Raw genomic sequence first — 18,092 nt, 5'->3', positions numbered from 1 at the left:
CTCCTTTTTATCCGTTATATACATAGCCAAGCAGTTTCGGCAGGAACATGGTAATCTGTGGGAATATGATCAAAAGCGCAAGAAGCAGATATAATACCAGAATCATCGGAAGCGTATCCTTAAAAATTTCCTCAAAAGTTGTGTTGGAAACTCTCTGCGCTACAAACAGATTGCCTCCCATTGGCGGTGTGATCATGCCAATACAAAGGTTGATCACCATGATAATTCCAAAATGAAGCGGATCATAACCAATTGCAATCGCGATCGGTGCAAAAATCGGTCCAAATAATACAATGGAAGAAATCGTATCCAGAAACATACCAATAATCAGTAACGCAATATTGATCATCAGCATGATCAGTGCCTTTGAAGATGTTACAGAAAGCATCCACTGGGTCACCATAGTCGGCACGCTGTTCATAGTCAGAATACGGCCAAAGGTATTCGCCGCACCAAACAGTACCATAATGGTTGCTGAGGTAATTGTCGCGTCAAACATAGCCTGACAGAAACGCTTCCAGGTCAACTGATGATACACAAATACCGCTACAATAATTGAATAAACCACACCGATTACGGCAGATTCGGTCGGGGTAAACACACCGGAATAAATACCACCCAGAATAATGATCGGCATCAGAATTGCAGGGATCGCGTCTTTCAGCACTTTTGCTTTTTCCGCGGCGGTTTTTGCCTGCGTTTCTCTTCCCTTATATCCACGCTTCTTACTGGTAAAATAGTTATAGATCATCAATGCAACACCCATTAAAATACCAGGAATGATGCCGGCAATGAACATATAAGATACAGAAACGCCAATAGTGACACCATACATGATCATGGGAATGGACGGCGGGATAACCGGACCAATGGTACTGCCTGCCGCGATCAGTGCGCCGCTATAGCCTTTGGAGTAACCCTGGGATACCATAGCTCCGATCATAATACCGCCTATAGCTGCAGCTGTTGCCGGACCGGAACCGGAGATTGCAGCAAAGAACATAGAAGCAACAATCGCTGCCATACCAAGACCTCCAGGCATGTTTCCTGTCATCATTTCCGCTACATCAACCAGCTTTTTTGCGATTCCGCCATACTCCATCAAGCTTCCGACCAGCATAAAAAACGGAATTGCCATCAAAGAAAACGAATCCATACTGGTCACCATGGACTGGGCCAGCATCTGAATCATATTGCCTCCTCCGCCCAATACAAATGTAGCCACACAGCTCAATCCCAAACTCACCGCAATGGGAACAGTTCCGATCAGGCACACAAACAATACCCCTAACATTGTTCCTATCATACGTTTATCCTCCTATTCCTGTTCTGTACCTCGAAATTCCCCTACACGCCTCTGGATGATGCGAATACTCATTCCCGCCATGCCCAGCACTCCGGCAAGATACATAATCCACTTCGGTACTAGCGGAAGAGCGGATAATACCTGACCCTGGTTTTTCACCAATATCATGACACCAAAAATCTGCCAGGACAGATAAAAACCGTAAATCACTGCCACAATATCTCCAAGTAAATAAATAATTTCAAATATTTTGGGATTCTTCTTAAACGCAAGAGATAATGCCGTAACGCGCATATGTGCGTTAATCATGCCGGCCCAGCTAATCCCGGCAAAAGAAGTCCATACCAGAAGCAGCCTTGCAAGCTGTTCGCCCCAAGAAAGCGTAAAATTAAACACAAATCGCGTCACTACATTCAGCGCAATAATCACTGTCATTACAAGAAACATACTCACAATCATGTACTTTTCTATCTGATTATAAAAAGGTACTTTTTTTCTGTTTTCTTCCATTCTGTTCTCCTTATAACATAGGCTGCCGATCTCCGGTAACCCTGATTCCGACAGCCTGACTGATAAATTATTTTACATATTTCTGGTTGATCTCATTGACCTGGCTGATCAAATCTTCTCCAATTTCCGGACCATACTTATCATAAACCGGCTGTGCCGCGTCTTTGAATGCCTGACGTTCCTCATCAGTCAGTGTGATTACGACGTTCGTTCCGTTATTTCCGATCTTTTCTTCAAGTTCAGCCTCATTGCTTGCAGATAATTCACGTTCATAGGTTACCATCTCGTTGACACATTCCCGGATCAGCTTCTGATCAGACTCGCTGAGGGAATCCCACCATGTTTTGGATGCCAGAAGTGGGCTGGTATCGTAAATATGGCCGGTCTTGATGATGTATTTCTGTACTTCATACAGTCTGTTTCCGTCAATATTCGCAAATGGATTTTCCTGTGCGTCCATGGTTCCGTTCTGGAGAGCGGTGTAAAGCTCAGAGAATGCCATCGGAACAGCAGATGCGCCTAATGCATTAAAATGATCAATATGCATCTGGTTTTCCATAACACGAATCTTTAAGCCCTTCATGTCCTCCGGCTTATGGATCTCCTTGTTTGCTGTCACATGACGCCAGCCGGTTGCCAACCATGCCATTCCCTCAAATCCTGCCGGCTGCAGATTTTCAAAAATTGTCTGTCCAACATCTCCGTCCAGCACTTCTTCTGCTGCTTCGTTAGACTGGAACAGATACGGAAGATCCAAAAGCTTGGTTGTCTCTGTAAATGCTCCCAGAAATGCTACTGACGAAATAGCCATTTCCAGAGTTCCCATCTGAAGCTGCTCTAATAACTCCGTATTATTGCCAAGAGCAGATGCAGGAAATACATTTACCGTGATCCTGCCTCCGGTCTTTTCGTTCAGCATATCACCTAATTTTTTTGATGCCACATCAATCGGTACACCTTCCTGACTTACATGGGCAATTTTAATTGTAATCTTATCCCCCTGTGTGTAATCCGTACCATCTGACGTATCCTGTGAAGCAGCTGCATCAGTCGTTTCTTCTTTTGTTTCTGCAGCGGCCTGACTCTGTTCGCTTCCCTTCCCTGCATCTGCAGAAGTCTGAGAACTGCCGCCGCATCCTGCTACAGATAAAGCTGTCAGGGATACTGCTGATGTAAGCGCAATCAGTTTCTTAAATGTTTTCTTCATGTTGTAACCTCCCGTTTCTTACTGACCTTGTTTCCTGTTTCGAATGTGCCTTAAGTATAGCAATAGGCATATTTAAAAACAATATTGGTCAGATATAACAAGCTCTCTGCTTTTTTGTATTTTCAGCACACCATATTTATATGTGCTGAAAATTACTTCCGTATTCCAGGGTGATTTTTATGCTTTTTCAGCATTTTTCCAGTCTTTATGTGTTGATTCGATAATTTTTCTTTTTTAAGATTGTATCTCGTGCACATTTCCGATCTTTTCATTCAATGTTATACTTCCTGTATAAGGAGGTCATACCATGTACTTAAGTGATTTAAATCTCCAGTTTTTAATCAGCAACATTCAGACTGTATGCAATAAAACCATTTTGATTGCCAGTCCTTCCTGGCAGGCACTTAGCTGTACTCACACCGATGTTACTTCCTATACACAGGATGTTCTCACCTACTGTATCGCAACCAATGACCCAAACAAGGCCGCACAACACTTCGGAATCACCATTACACCTTTTTACGTGGAAGAAACCCTGGTCTGTTACTTTCTGATCTTTGACAAAAATAGTGTTCAGCTATCTGCTTATTTAAAAACGCTGACCAGCCTTCTTATTGCTCCGCAGATATCAGATCGGCACAGCCAAATGGCCAACACCCGAAGTATTCTGGTAAATCAGCTCTCCAACATCCACCAGGGAATCTCGGAAATTGAACCGATCATGAAGGATTTCGACTACCGCTATAACTGTCCACGCTGTGCCATCCTTCTTGAAATCGCACATCAGAACAAACATGCCTTCAGCTATAAATTTGATTCTTCCGAGACCGCAATAGAGAGCCTAATCACCAGTCACTCCCTCTATTCAAAAGATGATATTTTCGGATTTTTAAGTTCAGAACGATATGTGATCTACAAAGACACTCAGAACCTTTGTGAATCTGACCGGCCAGACATGCTTTCCGGCTATGCAGACTCCATTGTAAAAGATATGAAGAAACAGCAGGGAATCCTTTTGCATGCAGGAATCGGAAGTACTTATGAAGATCTTCCAAATTTAAGAAACAGCTATCTTGAGGCACTGTTTCTCATTACAAATTATGACTATCTCAATGCAGATGCCGCGCTGAGTCTCCAAATCAAAAACTATATATTTGAATTTCTGGCCAGCCGAATTTCCCCTGGTTACTGGAACAGCCGTTTTCATGTTCTATCCCAACAGCTTTCCACTCAGCCACTTTTACTGGAAACAGCTATTGAATTATCCAGGCATGATCAGAATCTTTCCCGAACTGCAGAAAGCCTGGGGCTGCATCGTAATACCATGCTACAGCGGGCCGCCAAATTAAAAAATGTAACCGGCTTAAATCCGGCACAAAATGATTTTGACCGCATGACACTCCGGGCATTTGCCCTGCATGTCAATCAGAAGATCACTCTGCAGGCTGGCATTGTCATTCAGCCGAATTCCGTGCTTCATCAGGGTATGCAGAAAATGGCGGATCTGGTCAGTAAAAATTCTGGAGGTGCAATCAATATCAACATCCACACACTCTCCATTTCCGGAAACAATGACCACCTGTTCGAGATTCTCCGCTCCGGCTCTATCGACTTTATCGTTGCAGCCACTGGTGTAATGAACCGTTTTACCAATAACCGCTCAAAGGTACTGGATTATCCATTTCTGTTCCATTCCAACTCAGAAGCGAAGTACCTCTTGAACAGCCTCATTCTGCAGGAAATCGAACCTTATCTGGACACCATCGGCGTAAAATGCCTGAACATCTGGTCCATGGGCTGGCGGTATCTGACCTCCAAAGAACCGATCCATACACCACAGGATCTGGCCGGTCGGAAAGTTCGGGTCATGTTTACGGAAGCCCTGGACGAATACTATCGCAGTATGGGAGCCATTCCCATTAAAATGAACTACAACGATGTTAAGGATGCCCTCCATGCCGGCATTATCGAATGTCAGGAAAATCCATACAGCAACACGCTCGGTATGAAATTTTACGAAGAGCAGACTTATATCACTCGCCTGAAATATTATCTGAGTACCGAGGCTCTCTATGTATCCAAAAACACTTGGAGTAAGCTGTCCACAGAACAGCAGAACGTAATCCAGTCAGCAGCCCTGGAAACCACAAACTGGATTTTTCAAGAACAGCAGGAGGTTATTAACCAGAACTGTAAGAGAATTCTTACCCAGGAAAAAGGCATGAAAATCATAGAAGTAACCCCAGAAGAGGCCAAACAATGGAAAGAATTTGCAAAAAACATGTATGACACCTTCCCGCATCAAGATCTGTTATCCAAAATCGCACAGCTTAGAAAGGAGTATTATGCAGGAAAATGAAATGCTGAAGCTTTTTCAGGCCATCCGTGAGATATTTCCAGAAAGCTTTCTTCAGCTTCTGGACAAAAATAACCACATAATCCAGGAGACGCCCCGATCGGAATATTACCCGGATGAACCGGTTTCCTACAGCGGGTTCAAAGAAATTGTATCATTAAAAAATGCCCAGGGAGAAGCTTTTTATAAGCTTACCTTTCCGATTGCTCCTATCTACATGCTGCGCCTGCTGATTCCTGCAGCCAAAACAGAAGATGTCTTTACCTCCGCTAAAATGACAGAATCCATTATCCAGCTATTTCAGGCCAAACCGGCCAGAAAAGCTCAAACCTCCCGCCAGAGCGACATGGCGCTTTTGCTGGATCATCTTCTTCATCCGACTTCCACCGAGGATCATACCTATACTGCATTGCTGGCTGCCGAACTGGATCTGGATATGTCACTCCCCCGGGCAGTCTGCCTTTTACAGTTTCAGGCCCCGGATGGTATGTCCCCCTCTGCCAAAGCGGCAGCAGCCCAGGCCTTTTTCCAGATGGTTCGGCACTTTATCTCCTCTGCCGGGAATCAGGATATTCTGGGAAACTTTGGTTCCAGCGAAATCATCCTGTGCCATGTGATGGCAGAAGAAGCCCCGATGCTTTTCTTTGATAATCTTTATGACTATCTGAAAAAGAATTCAGTGTTCCATTGTTCCATCGCGGTGGGACTGACAGTCAATAACCTGAATGATTACGCGTCCAGCTTTTCCTCCGCAAAATCGGCCTTCCGCTATGCATCCAGCCAGAGCGCCTCACAGAAAAACATTTATTTTGTAACGGCCTTTCTTGCAGAGCACCTGGTCTATCAGCTTCCGGAAACCCTGTTTGAGCACTTCTTCCAAGCAGAACTGTCCTACCTTGAAAGCAATGCGACAGCTGTAAAAACCATTCAGGCTCTGGTCAAAAACAACATGGATCTTGTATCCTCTGCGGAAGATCTCTTTATTCACAGAAATACCATGGTATTTCGTTTGAACCAGCTTAAAAAGTCTCTGAATCTCAATCCGCTTCACAAAGATAATGACCGTTTTAAACTGATTCTTCTGTATCATTATTATAGAAAAATACATTCTGCAAACACATCTGCAAAGGAGGCTTTATGAACAAACCCTACTCTTTTCCATATGGAAAAACAACTCAGACTGCCAGTCTTCCAGAAACCTGTATTCAAGCTGTCATCGAATCCGATCTGTCTTCTTACAGGCCACCTCTGGGACCGGAGGAAACCGTCAAATATGCACTGGCAAATCCACATGATACCACCGAGCTTTCTGTTCTCGCCAAGGGCTGCAAAACCGTTACGGTCATCACCTCTGACCACACCCGCCCCATGCCCAGCCAGATCACTATGCCGCTTCTTCTACAGGAAATCCGAAAGGGCAATCCGGATGCACAAATTACCATTCTGATTGCTACCGGCTGTCACAGAAAAACTACACAGAAAGAACTGACAGAACGATTTGGTGAGACCATCGTCAAGCAGGAACACATTGTCGTCCATAATTGTGATGAAGGCCCATTCTGCCAGATTGGTACCAGTCCTAGCGGCAACCATATCGAACTAAACCAAATTGCCTGTGAAGCAGATCTGCTGATTGCTGAGGGATTTATTGAGCCGCATTTCTTTGCAGGTTTCTCTGGCGGCCGAAAAAGCATCCTTCCTGGTGTTGCCTCCAGAAAAACCATTATGTACAATCATGCGGCCTGCAATATTCATGATCCTCATTCCATCTCAGGCATTCTGGAAGGAAATCCTGTTCATGAAGATATGCTCTTTGCTGCCAAAGCTTCTGGAATCCGCTTTATCCTGAATGTAATCCTGAACCAGAATAAGGAAATTATCGGCGCAGTAGCCGGTGACATTGATACAGCCCATAAAACCGGCGTTGCCTTTTTATCTTCTATGTGCCGCCGCAAACCAGTTTTCTCAGATATTGTAATCACTTCCAACGGCGGCTATCCTCTTGATCAGAATATCTACCAGAGTGTCAAGGGAATGACCACAGCTGCTGCCTCCTGCAAAAAAGGTGGTGTCATTATTATGCTTTCCAGCTGCTGTGACGGACATGGCGGTCAGGATTTCTTCCAGACCTTTGCCCGTGAGCCAGATACCAAGAAAATTCTCGATGACATACTTTCCCGCGCACAGACTGAAACGATTCCGGATCAGTGGCAGTCCCAGATTTTCTGTCAGATTCTTCTGGACCACACTGTAATTCTGGTAAGCGATGCTCCCAGAGAGGTGGTAGAAGCCCTGCACCTTATTTATAGCAATTCTCTTTCCGATGCCTTTTGTCAGGCCATCGAAATTTTGCATAAACCGGAACCTTCCATCACCCTGATTCCTGATGGCGTTTCTGTCATTTTAAGCTGATTATCTTTTTCCATCAAAGACCATTTCTAACTGAAATAAAAAATCCCACAGGATCTGGGCAGACTGCCCGGTCCTGTGGGATTTTTTATATCTTTGTTTTAACTCAAATCAGATTTTACACAATACCCTGTGCGATCATAGCATTTGCAACCTTTTCGAAGCCTGCAATGTTTGCGCCTGCCACATAGTTGCCCTCTGCGCCATAGCGTTTTGCAGCATCATCAACCTTTGCGAAAATGCCAACCATGATGTCATGCAGCTTTGCGTCAACCTCCTCAAAGGTCCAGGACAGTCTCATGCTGTTCTGGCTCTGCTCCAGACCGGATACTGCAACACCGCCTGCGTTTGCAGCCTTACCAGGCATGAAGAGGATCTTCTTCTCTACGAACAGGTCGGTAGCTTCTCTGGTGGACGGCATGTTTGCACCCTCTGCTACTGCGAAGCAGCCGTTTGCGATCAGAGCCTTTGCGTCATCCAGATTCAGCTCGTTCTGGGTTGCGCACGGAAGAGCGATGTCACACGGAATGGTCCAGATGCCCTTGCCCTCCGTATATTTTGCAGTCGGAACAGCGTCAACGTACTCTTTGATTCTGCCGCGACGACCTTCCTTGATCTCTTTTACAACATCCAGCTTGATGCCGTCCGGATCATATACATAGCCGTTGGAATCACTCATAGCAACAACCTTAGCACCAAGTGCCTGAGCCTTCTGTACTGCGTAGATTGCTACATTACCGGAACCGGATACCAGAACAGTCTTGCCGGCCAGCTCTTTGCCATTGTGCTTTAACATCTCATCCAGCATGTAGATCAGGCCGTAACCGGTTGCCTCAGTTCTTGCCAGGGAACCGCCGAAGGTCAGGCCTTTACCAGTCAGAACGCCCTCGTACAGACCGGTGATTCTCTTATACTGTCCGAACAGGAAGCCAACCTCTCTTGCGCCTACGCCGATATCACCAGCCGGGCAGTCAGTATCTTTGCCGATGTGACGGTACAGCTCAGTCATAAAGCTCTGGCAGAATGCCATAACCTCTCGGTCAGATTTGCCCTTCGGATCGAAGTTGGAACCACCTTTACCGCCGCCCATAGGAAGACCGGTCAGGGAGTTTTTCAAAGTCTGCTCGAAACCTAAGAATTTTAAGATGCTCTGGTTTACGGACGGATGGAGACGAAGACCTCCCTTGTACGGTCCGATTGCGCTGTTGAACTGTACACGATAGCCCTTGTTTACCTGTACATTGCCCTTATCATCTACCCACGGAACCTTGAAGGAGACAATTCTCTCCGGCTCTACAAAACGCTCCAGGATACCAGCCTTGCGGTATTTCTCCTCGTTTGCGTCAATAACCAGTTTTAAGGAATCCAGAACCTCTTTTACTGCCTGATGGAATTCCGGCTCGCCCGGGTTCTGGGCTACTACTCTCTCATAGATCTCATCTACATAAGACATAACTTTTCTCCTCCTTGAGTTATCATCTTTCTCTGAAAAAGACAATAGGGCACCGCCAATATCGGCGGAGCCCCTTTGCTCTTTACGTATCGTAGAAATTATAGCAAGTTAAATTGCTAAAGTCAATCCCTTCATTTTGAAACTTTTATTGCGAAAAATCATGGCAGATATGCACCTAATTCATATTTTGATTAAGTAGAAGCAGGAAAATTACGATTGTGCAGCGATTTTCTCAGCTAATTCCTGTAAGTACATCCACCGGTCCATCTTTTCTTCCAGCAGTGCTTCTTTCTCTGCCTTCTCTGTCATGAGCTGGTTCAGCCTGCCGTAATTGGTAGCGGACTCCGCGATCTGACCATCCAGTGTCTCGAGATCTGCTTCCAGACCTGCAATCTCGTCCTCGATAGTGTCCCACTCCCGCTGCTCCTTGAATGAAAATTTCAGTTTCTTCTGGTGAGCTCTGCCCTCCTGGGAAGATTTTTTTGCGGCACCGCCGCTTTCACTGTCCCCATCGGCAGCTCCTGCATTTCCAGTGCTGTCGCGCCCTGCTGCACCCTTGCCGCCAGCAGTTCCGCCAGACAGCTCCGGATGCTTCATCAAATATGCCGCCTGGTAATCCGTAAAGCCGCCCTCATACTGCACCACCTTTCCGTCACCCTCAAAGGCAAAGATCCGGCGCACCATGCGGTCCAGGAAATACCGGTCATGGGATACGGTGATAACAATGCCCTGGAAGCTGTCCAGATAATCCTCCAGGATCGTCAGGGTGCGGATATCCAGATCGTTGGTCGGCTCGTCTAAAAGCAGCACATTCGGCGCATCCATCAGGATCCGCAAGAGATACAGGCGTCGTTTCTCTCCGCCGGAGAGACGGCTGATCGTGGTATACTGCACACTGCCAGGAAACAGAAAACGCTCCAGCATCTGGGAAGCGCTGATACTTCCGTCCTTCGTCTGCACATACTCTGCCACGTTGCGGATGTAGTCGATGACCTTCAGGCTCTCATCCATCGCCTCATTCTCCTGCGAGAAATAGCCGATCTTGACCGTCTGTCCGATCTCGATGGTTCCGGAATCCGGCTGTACCCATCCGGCGATCATCTTCATGAGCGTAGATTTTCCGCTTCCGTTCGGACCGATGATACCGACACGGTCATTTTTCAGAAAGATGTAGGTAAAATCCTTTAACAGAACTTTATTCCCATATGCCTTGCAAAGATCCTTCACCTCTACCGTAGTACGGCCCAGACGGCTGGAGATGGACTCCATCTCCACCTCTTTGTCAAACTCCGGCGCGTCCATGTCCCGCAATGCCTCATAGCGCTGGATGTGAGCCTTCTGTTTGGTGGAGCGGGCTCTTGCGCCGCGCTGCATCCAGGCAAGCTCTGTCCGTAAAATGGTCTGGCGCTTACGCTCAGAGGCCACAGCCATATCCATGCGCTCAGCTTTTAACTTGACAAAGCCCTCATAATTGGTCTGATAGCTGTAAAGCTTTCCCTTATCCAGCTCTACAATGCGGTTGGTCACGCTGTCCAGGAAATACCGGTCATGAGTGATCATCAGCAGTGCTCCCCGGAATTTCTTTAAATACTCCTCCAGCCAGTCTGCCATCTCACTGTCCAGGTGGTTTGTCGGCTCGTCCAGGATCAGAAGATCTGCCGTGGAAAGCAGTACACTGGTCAGCGCCACACGCTTTCTCTGTCCTCCGGAAAGATGTTCCACCTTCTCGTCAAAATCATAGATTCCAAGCCGTGTCAGGATATTTTTTGCACTGGCCTCGATCTCCTCCCGGAAGGAAAAATGCGGCTCATCCCGGTTATCCCGCACAATGGCATCCAGCACGGTGTCTCCTGCGGTAAATGCCGGGATCTGCGGCAGATAGCGGATATAAAGATTCCTGCGGCGCACCACAGAGCCGTCATCCGGCTCTTCCAGCCCTGCTGCAATCTTAAGAAGCGTGGATTTACCAGTGCCGTTGATACCGATAAGACCCACCTTCTCACCCTCATTGATGCTGAACGCCGTATCATCAAACAGCAGGCGCTCCGTATAAGATTTTGTCAGATGTTCGATTGTAATTAAACTCATAAAACCTCCATAAGACGCAATTTCCTGTGAAATGAAAAAGGACGGTCCCCTTCGATCCCCTCCGGGTCGCTTAAAGGACTGCCCTTTGTTATCTTTTTAGTCTTCGTCTTTCTCCTCAACTGAGAATACAAAACGCTTTCTGGCCATCTCATCGCTCTCAAGGTACTCGTCGTAGGTAGTGATCTTATCGATCAGCTTGCCGTTTACGATCTCCATGATGCGGTTTGCGGTGGTCTGTACGATCTGATGGTCACGGGAAGAGAAGATCAGAACACCCGGGAATTTGATCAGACCGTTGTTCAGCGCAGTAATGGACTCCATATCCAGATGGTCAGTCGGCTCATCTAACATCAGCACATTGGCGCCGGAGATCATCAGCTTGGAAAGCATGCAGCGAACCTTCTCACCACCGGAAAGAACGCGGACCTTCTTCACGCCATCCTCACCTGCAAACAGCATACGGCCAAGGAAACCACGTACATAAGTTACATCCTTTTCCGGAGAATACTGGGTCAGCCAGTCTACGATGGTATCATCGCTGTCAAACTCAGCGGTGTTGTCCTTCGGGAAGTAGGACTGGGTAGTAGTCAGGCCCCACTTGTAGGAACCCTCATCCGGCTCCATCTGACCAGACAGGATCTGGAACAGAACGGTTTTTGCACGCTCATTCGGTCCTACCAGTGCAACCTTATTATCGCGAGTCAGGGTAAAGCTGATACCATCTAAAATCTTTTCACCGTCAATGGTCTTTGATAAGTTCTCAACGGTCAGAACCTCGTTTCCGATCTCACGGAACGGGCGGAAATCGATGTACGGATACTTACGGCTTGACGGACGGATGTCGTCTAACTCGATTTTCTCCAGAGCACGTTTTCTGGAGGTAGCCTGCTTGGATTTGGAAGCGTTTGCGGAGAATCGCTGGATAAACTCCTGCAGCTCTTTGATCTTCTCCTCTTTCTTGCGGTTTGCTTCCTTCATCTGTTTTACCATTAACTGGCTGGATTCATACCAGAAATCGTAGTTACCTGCGTACAGCTGGATTTTTCCGTAGTCGATATCTGCGATATTGGTGCAGACCTTATTCAGGAAGTAACGGTCATGGGATACCACGATAACGGTATTCTCAAAGTTGATCAAAAACTCCTCCAGCCATGCGATCGCATCCAGATCCAGATGGTTGGTCGGCTCGTCGAGAAGCAGGATATCCGGGTTGCCGAACAGTGCCTGCGCAAGCAGAACTTTGACCTTTAACGCACCGGTCAGGTCCTTCATAAGATTGTAGTGATACTCGGTATCAACTCCCAGGCCGTTTAACAGGTTGGCTGCGTCAGATTCAGCCTCCCAGCCATTCATCTCTGCAAACTCTCCCTCTAACTCTGCTGCCTTGATTCCGTCCTCATCAGAGAAATCCGGTTTCATATAGATAGCGTCCTTCTCTTTCATAACATCATACAGACGCTTGTTTCCCATGATAACGGTATCCAGTACGGTGTACTCGTCGTATTTAAAGTGGTCCTGCTGCAGGAAAGACAGACGCTGGCCCTGGGTGATCACAACATCACCGTTGGTCGGCTCTAACTGTCCGGATAAGATTTTTAAGAAGGTAGACTTTCCGGCTCCGTTCGCACCGATCAGGCCGTAGCAGTTTCCCTCGGTAAATTTGATATTTACATCTTCAAATAATGCCTTTTTCCCCACACGCAGGGTAACACCATTTGCACTAATCATTCTTTCTAACACCTTTCATAAAAAAGAGGGGCATTGTCATGTCCCTCGTCTTTTGCATCATCTCTATTTTACAGGAATTTCCGTATTTTGCAAGCGCTATTCAGCGTATTTTGCAGGAATTTTAAGGTTTTTTTCCTGCTTACGCACGCTTCCACTCAATGACGGCCGCAAGCAGTGCCTTCAGACGGAATTCCTCCCGTTTCACAAGCTCATCCTCCAGAAGTCCCCGGTTCTCATCAGAATGCTCCACCTCTCTGGAAAAGCAGTGCACCAGGTCCACAATCTTTTTCTCCGGGAGATCTTCCCGCAGCCACTCCGCCATCAGCAGCTCCTCCACCAGAATCGTTGCCGCCACAGCCAGCTTCAGCTTGCCGTATGGATTATCATTGTACACAGCTCCACAAAAGTAGCCGAACACAAAGTACACCATGATCTGCTCCCTGAGAAGCTCCATGCGTGTGCCGTTTGCCGTAAGAAAAGCCCGGCGATTTGACTCATACACTTCTTTTCCAGCTCCGTAGAGGATTTCATCCATGCCGTCCCGGCGCTCAGGCCATGCACTGTCAAGGGGTTCCATCTTTTCAAACACCGTATAAAGCTCACTTGCTGTCTCAAAGCGGCTGTACTGCTCCAGACCGGCTGAGGCCAGACGGCGGCAGAAGCGTGCCACAGTGTCCCCGGCTTTGGCCTGTACAGGCTGTCCGGCATCCGTTGCAGCGTCTGCTTTCTCCTGCGCTGTCCCACACATACTTCCAACAGAATACCGGGCCAGCAGCCCGTCCACCTCATACAGCTTCTCATCCCTTATCCGGCACTGCAGGTCATGCGCCAGAGCCAGGCACAAAGCCATACGAAGCTCGCTGGATAGTTCCCGGTTTTCCAGGATCTCAAACATTACATCACGCGTTTCTTCCAGCTTGGTATACAGGAAAAAATCAAACTCCTCATCCTCGCAGCTTTCTTCTTTTTCATTCTCGCTGGAAAGAAAGCGTACCGGCTCCTTTGTTCCAAGAATGATCCGCGCTGCCTCAATACAGGATAAGCACAGCGATACCTCCCGCACACCGTCGAACACCTCTATATGGCGCGGGTAAGTCCTGCAGGTCCAGCACAGACTGTCTGCGCCCATGCCTGCATAAAGATCGCAGAGATTTTCCTCGTTCAAAAAGGCACATCGATGTTCCCGCTGCTTAAAGCACTTCTGTTTCCAGTCCACAGACTCTCTCAGGCGCGCCTTCATTGGTCCTCTCGCATGACGGTACTTCTCAAGAGACTTCGGATCGATCGTGATCGCCCACCCCGCACAGCAGGTATCCTCACATTCCGAAGCAATACACTGGAATTTTTTATAATAATGTGGATATGTATACAGCATACTCATCACTCCTAAATAAATACAACAGGCCCGGAAAGCTGCTCAGGCGGCCTTCCAGGCACAATTTTCACAATCACAATATCTTTTATTTCAACATATCTCCGTATCGTCCCAGGAAACTTTTTGTCCGCTCATTCTCAGACGCAAATACCTGTGCCGGAGCTCCCTCTTCCACGATCACCCCGTCTGCCACAAAGATCACACGGTCAGAGATATCTCTCGCAAAGGCCATCTCATGCGTTACAATGACCATGGCGATATGCAGATCCGCAAGGGACTTGATCACCTTTAACACCTCACCGGTCAGCTCCGGATCCAGTGCAGAGGTCGGTTCATCGAAGAACAGGATTTTCGGATTTAACGCCAGTGCCCTGGCAATGGCTACACGCTGACACTGACCGCCGGATAACTGACACGGATAGGCATCGGCCTTGTCCGCCAGTCCCATCTTTTCCAAAAGCTCCATCGCTGTTTTCCGCACTTCTTCTTTATCACGTTTCTGCACAGCTACCGGCGCATCCATCACATTTCTCAGCACCGAATAATGTGGGAACAGGTTAAAATTCTGGAATACCAGGCCATAATTCTGCTGGATTTTCTTCAATTCAGCTTTAGATGCATAAACAGCCTTTCCATCCGCATCATTCCACGCTGCCCTCTCTCCCAGGTAAATCAGCTCGCCACTGTCCATCGTCTCTAACATGGTCGCACAGCGCAGCAGTGTAGATTTACCGGAACCGGAGGGTCCGATGATGGAGACGATCTCGCCCTCTCCTACATGCAGAGAAATATCCTGAATGACACCAAGGTCTCCAAATGATTTTTTTACATGATTCATTTCCAGTAAGTTCATGATATTCCTCCGGGTTTATTCATAATAGGACAGTTTCTTCTCGATCCATTCCATAACAACCGCTACCACAAGGTTGAAGATGTAGTAGAATAGTCCGGCTGCCACAAACGGAATCATACTGGTCTGAGCCGATGCCAGAGCCTTCGCCATGGAAAACATCTCCAGAACACTGATGGTAAATGCAAGAGAGGTATCCTTAACCAGCGTGATCACCTCATTGGTCACCGATGGCAGGATCCGCTTGATCACCTGCGGCAGAATGATGCGGAAAAAGGTCTGACCGCGACTGTAGCCAAGAAGCTTTGCAGCTTCATACTGGCCATTTGGCATAGACTGGATACCACTGCGGTAAATCTCCGCAAAATATGCCGCATAATTGATGACAAATCCGATCATCGCCGCGATCAGACGGTAATTATTGCTCTTGATCTTAATGCCAAACAGATAGAACGGTCCAAAATAAACAACCATCAGCTGCAGCATCAACGGGGTTCCGCGCATGATAGAGATATAGGTCTTCACAATTCCCTGCAGGACCTTATTCTTCGACATTCTGCCAAAAGCAATCAGAAGACCAAGGGGCAGGGAAAACACCAGCGTCACCACAAAAATCTCTGTGCTGACCAGCATTCCTCCCGATAACTGTGATATCATGGTATTAATCTGCATAACTCCTGCTCCTTCGCCTTCTGTTTCATTTTAACTGTTATTTTCCAATCGTGGTTACATCACGGCCAAACCATTTCTCAGAAATCTCTGCCATGGTACCGTCTGCTGCCATCTCGTCCAGCGCTCCCTGGACCTTATCTCTTAACTCCTCATTGCCCTTTTTAAAGCCAATGCCGTACTCCTCGGAAGAAAGGGTCTCGTCAAGGATCACGTACTTGTCGGACTCACCTCTCTGCTCGATCTGGTAACCGGCTACGATGACATCCATTGCGATGGCATCTACGGCACCCATCTCCAGATCCATGAATGCGGTGTTGTAATCCGGGGTGGTCTGAAGTGTTCCGAAGGTTGCGCTTAACTCTGCATTATCCTTTAAAGCCGCCTCTGCGGAAGAGTCAGTCTGAACCTCAACAACCTTGCCGGCCAGATCAGCCAGAGAACTGATGCCGGAATCTGCTGCTACAACAAATACCTGGCTATTGTCCATATAAGGAGTACTCCAGGTGTAATCATCCTCACGTCCGTTCATGGTAAAACCATTCCAGATACAGTCGATAGTGCCGGAACTCAGTTCCATATCTTTTGCATCCCATGCGATCGGCTGCGGAACAAACTCAAGACCCAGTCTGTCTGCAACCTCCTGTGCCAGTTCCAGATCAAAGCCGGTATACTGACCGTCATCTCCTACAAAGCCCATCGGCGGGAAATCCTGGTCAAAACCTACGGTAAAGGTACCACCCAGCTCGCCAGCCTCATCTGCTGCCTCTGCGGTAGTTTCTGCTGCAGTAGTTTCCTCGGCGGAAGTCTCTGCCTCAGTTGCTGCTGCGGTGGTCTCAGCCTGCTTGCTGCCTCCGCATGCAGTCATGGATACCACCATCATACCTGCCATTGCTGCGCTTAACATTCTCTTTCTCATAATTGCTTCCTCCTCATTGCTGTTCCACGATGCACGAACGATAATCCTTTCACCGCAATGCTTATTGTACACGTACGGCGTACACGTTATCATGGTAGCATAGTAAAGTGTTTCTGTCTACCCTTTTTTCATAAAACGCTGCAGTAAATCTGCATTTTTCAGATTTCCGCTTCCAAACTCCTGTACACTGCAGATCACTGTTCTGCATTTCTCCATCACCTGAAGTGCCTCTTCATAAGCCGCTTCCCCTATTGGTTCATACGGGCGCTCCGAAATAACCTGCACAGCCAGTGCCTTTGCCACCGGATAATCCAGATCGTTCTCATGCAGTACTCCTGCTGCAAAGGGAATTCCCTGACGCTGCAGCTTCCGGTAAACCGGAATTCCGCTTCCGTTTCCGCCAATGACAAAGACCTCCGGCACACCGGATACCGGCGTAAGCTCCACAGATCCGTATTCTGCCTGATAGCTCTCTGCCCGGATTCCAAACAGCGCCTCCATGTTTGCCGCAGTAAAAATTTCCTCCGGCATTCCGCATTTCCAGATTTTATTTTCCCCCACGCACACAATGTAATCCGACACCTTCTGGGCCAGATCCAGCTCGTGCATGGACATTAACACTGCCACCTGCTTCTTACGCACCAGCGTTTTTAAGATTGTCAGCAGTTCCATCTTATGGCGGATATCCAGAAACGAGGTCGGCTCATCCAGAAGAATGATCTGCGGCTGCTGGCAGATAGCCCTGGCCAGCAGGATCCGCTGTTTCTGACCATCACTGATCCGGGAAAACTCCCGGTCTTCCAGTTCTTCTGCGTGCACCATGGCAAGTGCCTCCCGCACAATAGCACGGTCCGTTTCCGACAGTATTCCGAAACGTCCGGTATGGGGATAACGCCCCATGGCCGCCACATCAAAGCAGGTCATAAGCTCTGGCTGCATCCGCTCCGTCATCATCACCGCCATCCGGCGGGCAATCTCCGTTTCCGGCCACTGTTCCATCATCCGGCCGTCCAGACTGACCACGCCCCCCACCGGCTTTAACTGTCCGGCAATGCTTTTTAAAATTGTGGACTTTCCCGCTCCATTCGGGCCGATCAGTGTCACAATTTCCCCTCGCGAAGCATGAATGCTGATCTCACGGATCCATGCCTTTCCATCATAGCCGGCCGCAAGATTTTCTGTTCTCAGATATGCCTCTTCCTGTCTCAACACTTCCATTCTC

14 protein-coding genes are annotated in these 18,092 nt (G+C 47.7%); 3 read left to right on the top strand and 11 right to left on the bottom strand.

Features of this window, described 5'->3' with window-relative positions; all coding sequences use genetic code 11:
• Window positions 1–7: 7 nt before the first annotated feature.
• The 3 genes from DW819_RS01360 to DW819_RS01350 all read right to left on the bottom strand — a co-directional run bounded on the left by DW819_RS01360 (window position 8) and on the right by DW819_RS01350 (window position 3,023).
• Complete coding sequence (locus DW819_RS01360; RefSeq protein WP_118731747.1) at window positions 8–1,306, bottom strand: TRAP transporter large permease; 1,299 nt, start codon at window positions 1,304–1,306, stop codon at window positions 8–10.
• Between the two features lie 12 nt (window positions 1,307–1,318).
• Window positions 1,319–1,816: a TRAP transporter small permease gene (locus DW819_RS01355; RefSeq protein ID WP_118731746.1), complete on the bottom strand. Its 498-nt coding sequence runs from the start codon at window positions 1,814–1,816 to the stop codon at window positions 1,319–1,321.
• 67 nt (window positions 1,817–1,883) lie between these two features.
• On the bottom strand, window positions 1,884–3,023 hold the full coding sequence (locus tag DW819_RS01350) for a TRAP transporter substrate-binding protein (RefSeq protein ID WP_118731745.1): 1,140 nt from the start codon (window positions 3,021–3,023) through the stop codon (window positions 1,884–1,886).
• 307 nt (window positions 3,024–3,330) lie between these two features.
• Here DW819_RS01350 and dctP point away from each other — a divergent pair, with 307 nt between their 5' ends.
• Genes dctP through larA form a run of 3 tightly spaced genes read left to right on the top strand, consistent with a single transcriptional unit; the run spans window position 3,331 to window position 7,791 of the window.
• The gene (dctP, locus tag DW819_RS01345) at window positions 3,331–5,382 is read left to right on the top strand and encodes a TRAP transporter substrate-binding protein DctP (RefSeq protein ID WP_118731744.1); all 2,052 of its coding nucleotides are present in this window, start codon (window positions 3,331–3,333) and stop codon (window positions 5,380–5,382) included.
• The gene (locus DW819_RS01340) at window positions 5,369–6,520 is read left to right on the top strand and encodes a helix-turn-helix domain-containing protein (protein WP_118731743.1); all 1,152 of its coding nucleotides are present in this window, start codon (window positions 5,369–5,371) and stop codon (window positions 6,518–6,520) included. Before dctP ends, DW819_RS01340 begins: the two co-directional genes overlap by 14 nt.
• Window positions 6,517–7,791 carry a nickel-dependent lactate racemase gene (larA, locus tag DW819_RS01335; protein WP_118731742.1) on the top strand — a complete coding sequence of 425 codons (1,275 nt, stop codon included), beginning with the start codon at window positions 6,517–6,519 and terminating at the stop codon, window positions 7,789–7,791. The genes DW819_RS01340 and larA overlap by 4 nt, the downstream gene beginning before the upstream one ends.
• Window positions 7,792–7,906: 115 nt before the next feature.
• Here larA and gdhA read toward each other — a convergent pair whose 3' ends face one another.
• From gdhA to DW819_RS01295, 8 genes are all read right to left on the bottom strand, one after another.
• Window positions 7,907–9,241: an NADP-specific glutamate dehydrogenase gene (gdhA, locus tag DW819_RS01330; protein WP_118731741.1), complete on the bottom strand. Its 1,335-nt coding sequence runs from the start codon at window positions 9,239–9,241 to the stop codon at window positions 7,907–7,909.
• Window positions 9,242–9,451: 210 nt separating this feature from the next.
• Window positions 9,452–11,329 (bottom strand): ABC-F family ATP-binding cassette domain-containing protein, encoded by a 1,878-nt coding sequence (locus tag DW819_RS01325; protein WP_118731740.1) that lies wholly within the window; start codon window positions 11,327–11,329, stop codon window positions 9,452–9,454.
• A 96-nt stretch (window positions 11,330–11,425) separates the two neighbouring features.
• Window positions 11,426–13,057: an ATP-binding cassette domain-containing protein gene (locus DW819_RS01320; protein WP_118731739.1), complete on the bottom strand. Its 1,632-nt coding sequence runs from the start codon at window positions 13,055–13,057 to the stop codon at window positions 11,426–11,428.
• 139 nt (window positions 13,058–13,196) lie between these two features.
• Complete coding sequence (gene fliB / locus DW819_RS01315) at window positions 13,197–14,432, bottom strand: flagellin lysine-N-methylase (RefSeq protein ID WP_118731738.1); 1,236 nt, start codon at window positions 14,430–14,432, stop codon at window positions 13,197–13,199.
• An 85-nt stretch (window positions 14,433–14,517) separates the two neighbouring features.
• Window positions 14,518–15,285 carry an amino acid ABC transporter ATP-binding protein gene (locus DW819_RS01310; RefSeq protein WP_118731737.1) on the bottom strand — a complete coding sequence of 256 codons (768 nt, stop codon included), beginning with the start codon at window positions 15,283–15,285 and terminating at the stop codon, window positions 14,518–14,520.
• A gap of 15 nt (window positions 15,286–15,300) precedes the next feature.
• Complete coding sequence (locus DW819_RS01305) at window positions 15,301–15,954, bottom strand: amino acid ABC transporter permease (protein ID WP_118731736.1); 654 nt, start codon at window positions 15,952–15,954, stop codon at window positions 15,301–15,303.
• Window positions 15,955–15,991: 37 nt separating this feature from the next.
• Window positions 15,992–16,870 carry an amino acid ABC transporter substrate-binding protein gene (locus DW819_RS01300; RefSeq protein WP_118731735.1) on the bottom strand — a complete coding sequence of 293 codons (879 nt, stop codon included), beginning with the start codon at window positions 16,868–16,870 and terminating at the stop codon, window positions 15,992–15,994.
• Window positions 16,871–16,987: 117 nt separating this feature from the next.
• On the bottom strand, window positions 16,988–18,088 hold the full coding sequence (locus DW819_RS01295) for an ABC transporter ATP-binding protein (protein ID WP_118731734.1): 1,101 nt from the start codon (window positions 18,086–18,088) through the stop codon (window positions 16,988–16,990).
• Between the last annotated feature and the right edge of the window lie 4 nt (window positions 18,089–18,092).

Source organism: Clostridium sp. AM33-3 (assembly GCF_003480315.1).
Lineage (GTDB): Bacteria > Bacillota > Clostridia > Lachnospirales > Lachnospiraceae > Brotaphodocola.
Note: the sequence above shows the minus strand (reverse complement) of the source record. Positions and strands in the feature narration are given on the sequence as shown.

Coding starts and splice junctions, on each gene's coding strand:
- DW819_RS01355 (WP_118731746.1), bottom strand. CDS start 1,816: ATGGAAGAAAACAGAAAAAAAGTACCTTTTTATAATCAGATAGAAAAG.
- DW819_RS01360 (WP_118731747.1), bottom strand. CDS start 1,306: ATGATAGGAACAATGTTAGGGGTATTGTTTGTGTGCCTGATCGGAACT.
- dctP (WP_118731744.1), top strand. CDS start 3,331: ATGTACTTAAGTGATTTAAATCTCCAGTTTTTAATCAGCAACATTCAG.
- DW819_RS01340 (WP_118731743.1), top strand. CDS start 5,369: ATGCAGGAAAATGAAATGCTGAAGCTTTTTCAGGCCATCCGTGAGATA.
- larA (WP_118731742.1), top strand. CDS start 6,517: ATGAACAAACCCTACTCTTTTCCATATGGAAAAACAACTCAGACTGCC.
- gdhA (WP_118731741.1), bottom strand. CDS start 9,241: ATGTCTTATGTAGATGAGATCTATGAGAGAGTAGTAGCCCAGAACCCG.
- DW819_RS01320 (WP_118731739.1), bottom strand. CDS start 13,057: ATGATTAGTGCAAATGGTGTTACCCTGCGTGTGGGGAAAAAGGCATTA.
- DW819_RS01300 (WP_118731735.1), bottom strand. CDS start 16,870: ATGAGAAAGAGAATGTTAAGCGCAGCAATGGCAGGTATGATGGTGGTA.
- DW819_RS01305 (WP_118731736.1), bottom strand. CDS start 15,954: ATGCAGATTAATACCATGATATCACAGTTATCGGGAGGAATGCTGGTC.
- DW819_RS01350 (WP_118731745.1), bottom strand. CDS start 3,023: ATGAAGAAAACATTTAAGAAACTGATTGCGCTTACATCAGCAGTATCC.
- DW819_RS01295 (WP_118731734.1), bottom strand. CDS start 18,088: ATGGAAGTGTTGAGACAGGAAGAGGCATATCTGAGAACAGAAAATCTT.
- DW819_RS01310 (WP_118731737.1), bottom strand. CDS start 15,285: ATGAACTTACTGGAAATGAATCATGTAAAAAAATCATTTGGAGACCTT.
- DW819_RS01325 (WP_118731740.1), bottom strand. CDS start 11,329: ATGAGTTTAATTACAATCGAACATCTGACAAAATCTTATACGGAGCGC.
- fliB (WP_118731738.1), bottom strand. CDS start 14,432: ATGCTGTATACATATCCACATTATTATAAAAAATTCCAGTGTATTGCT.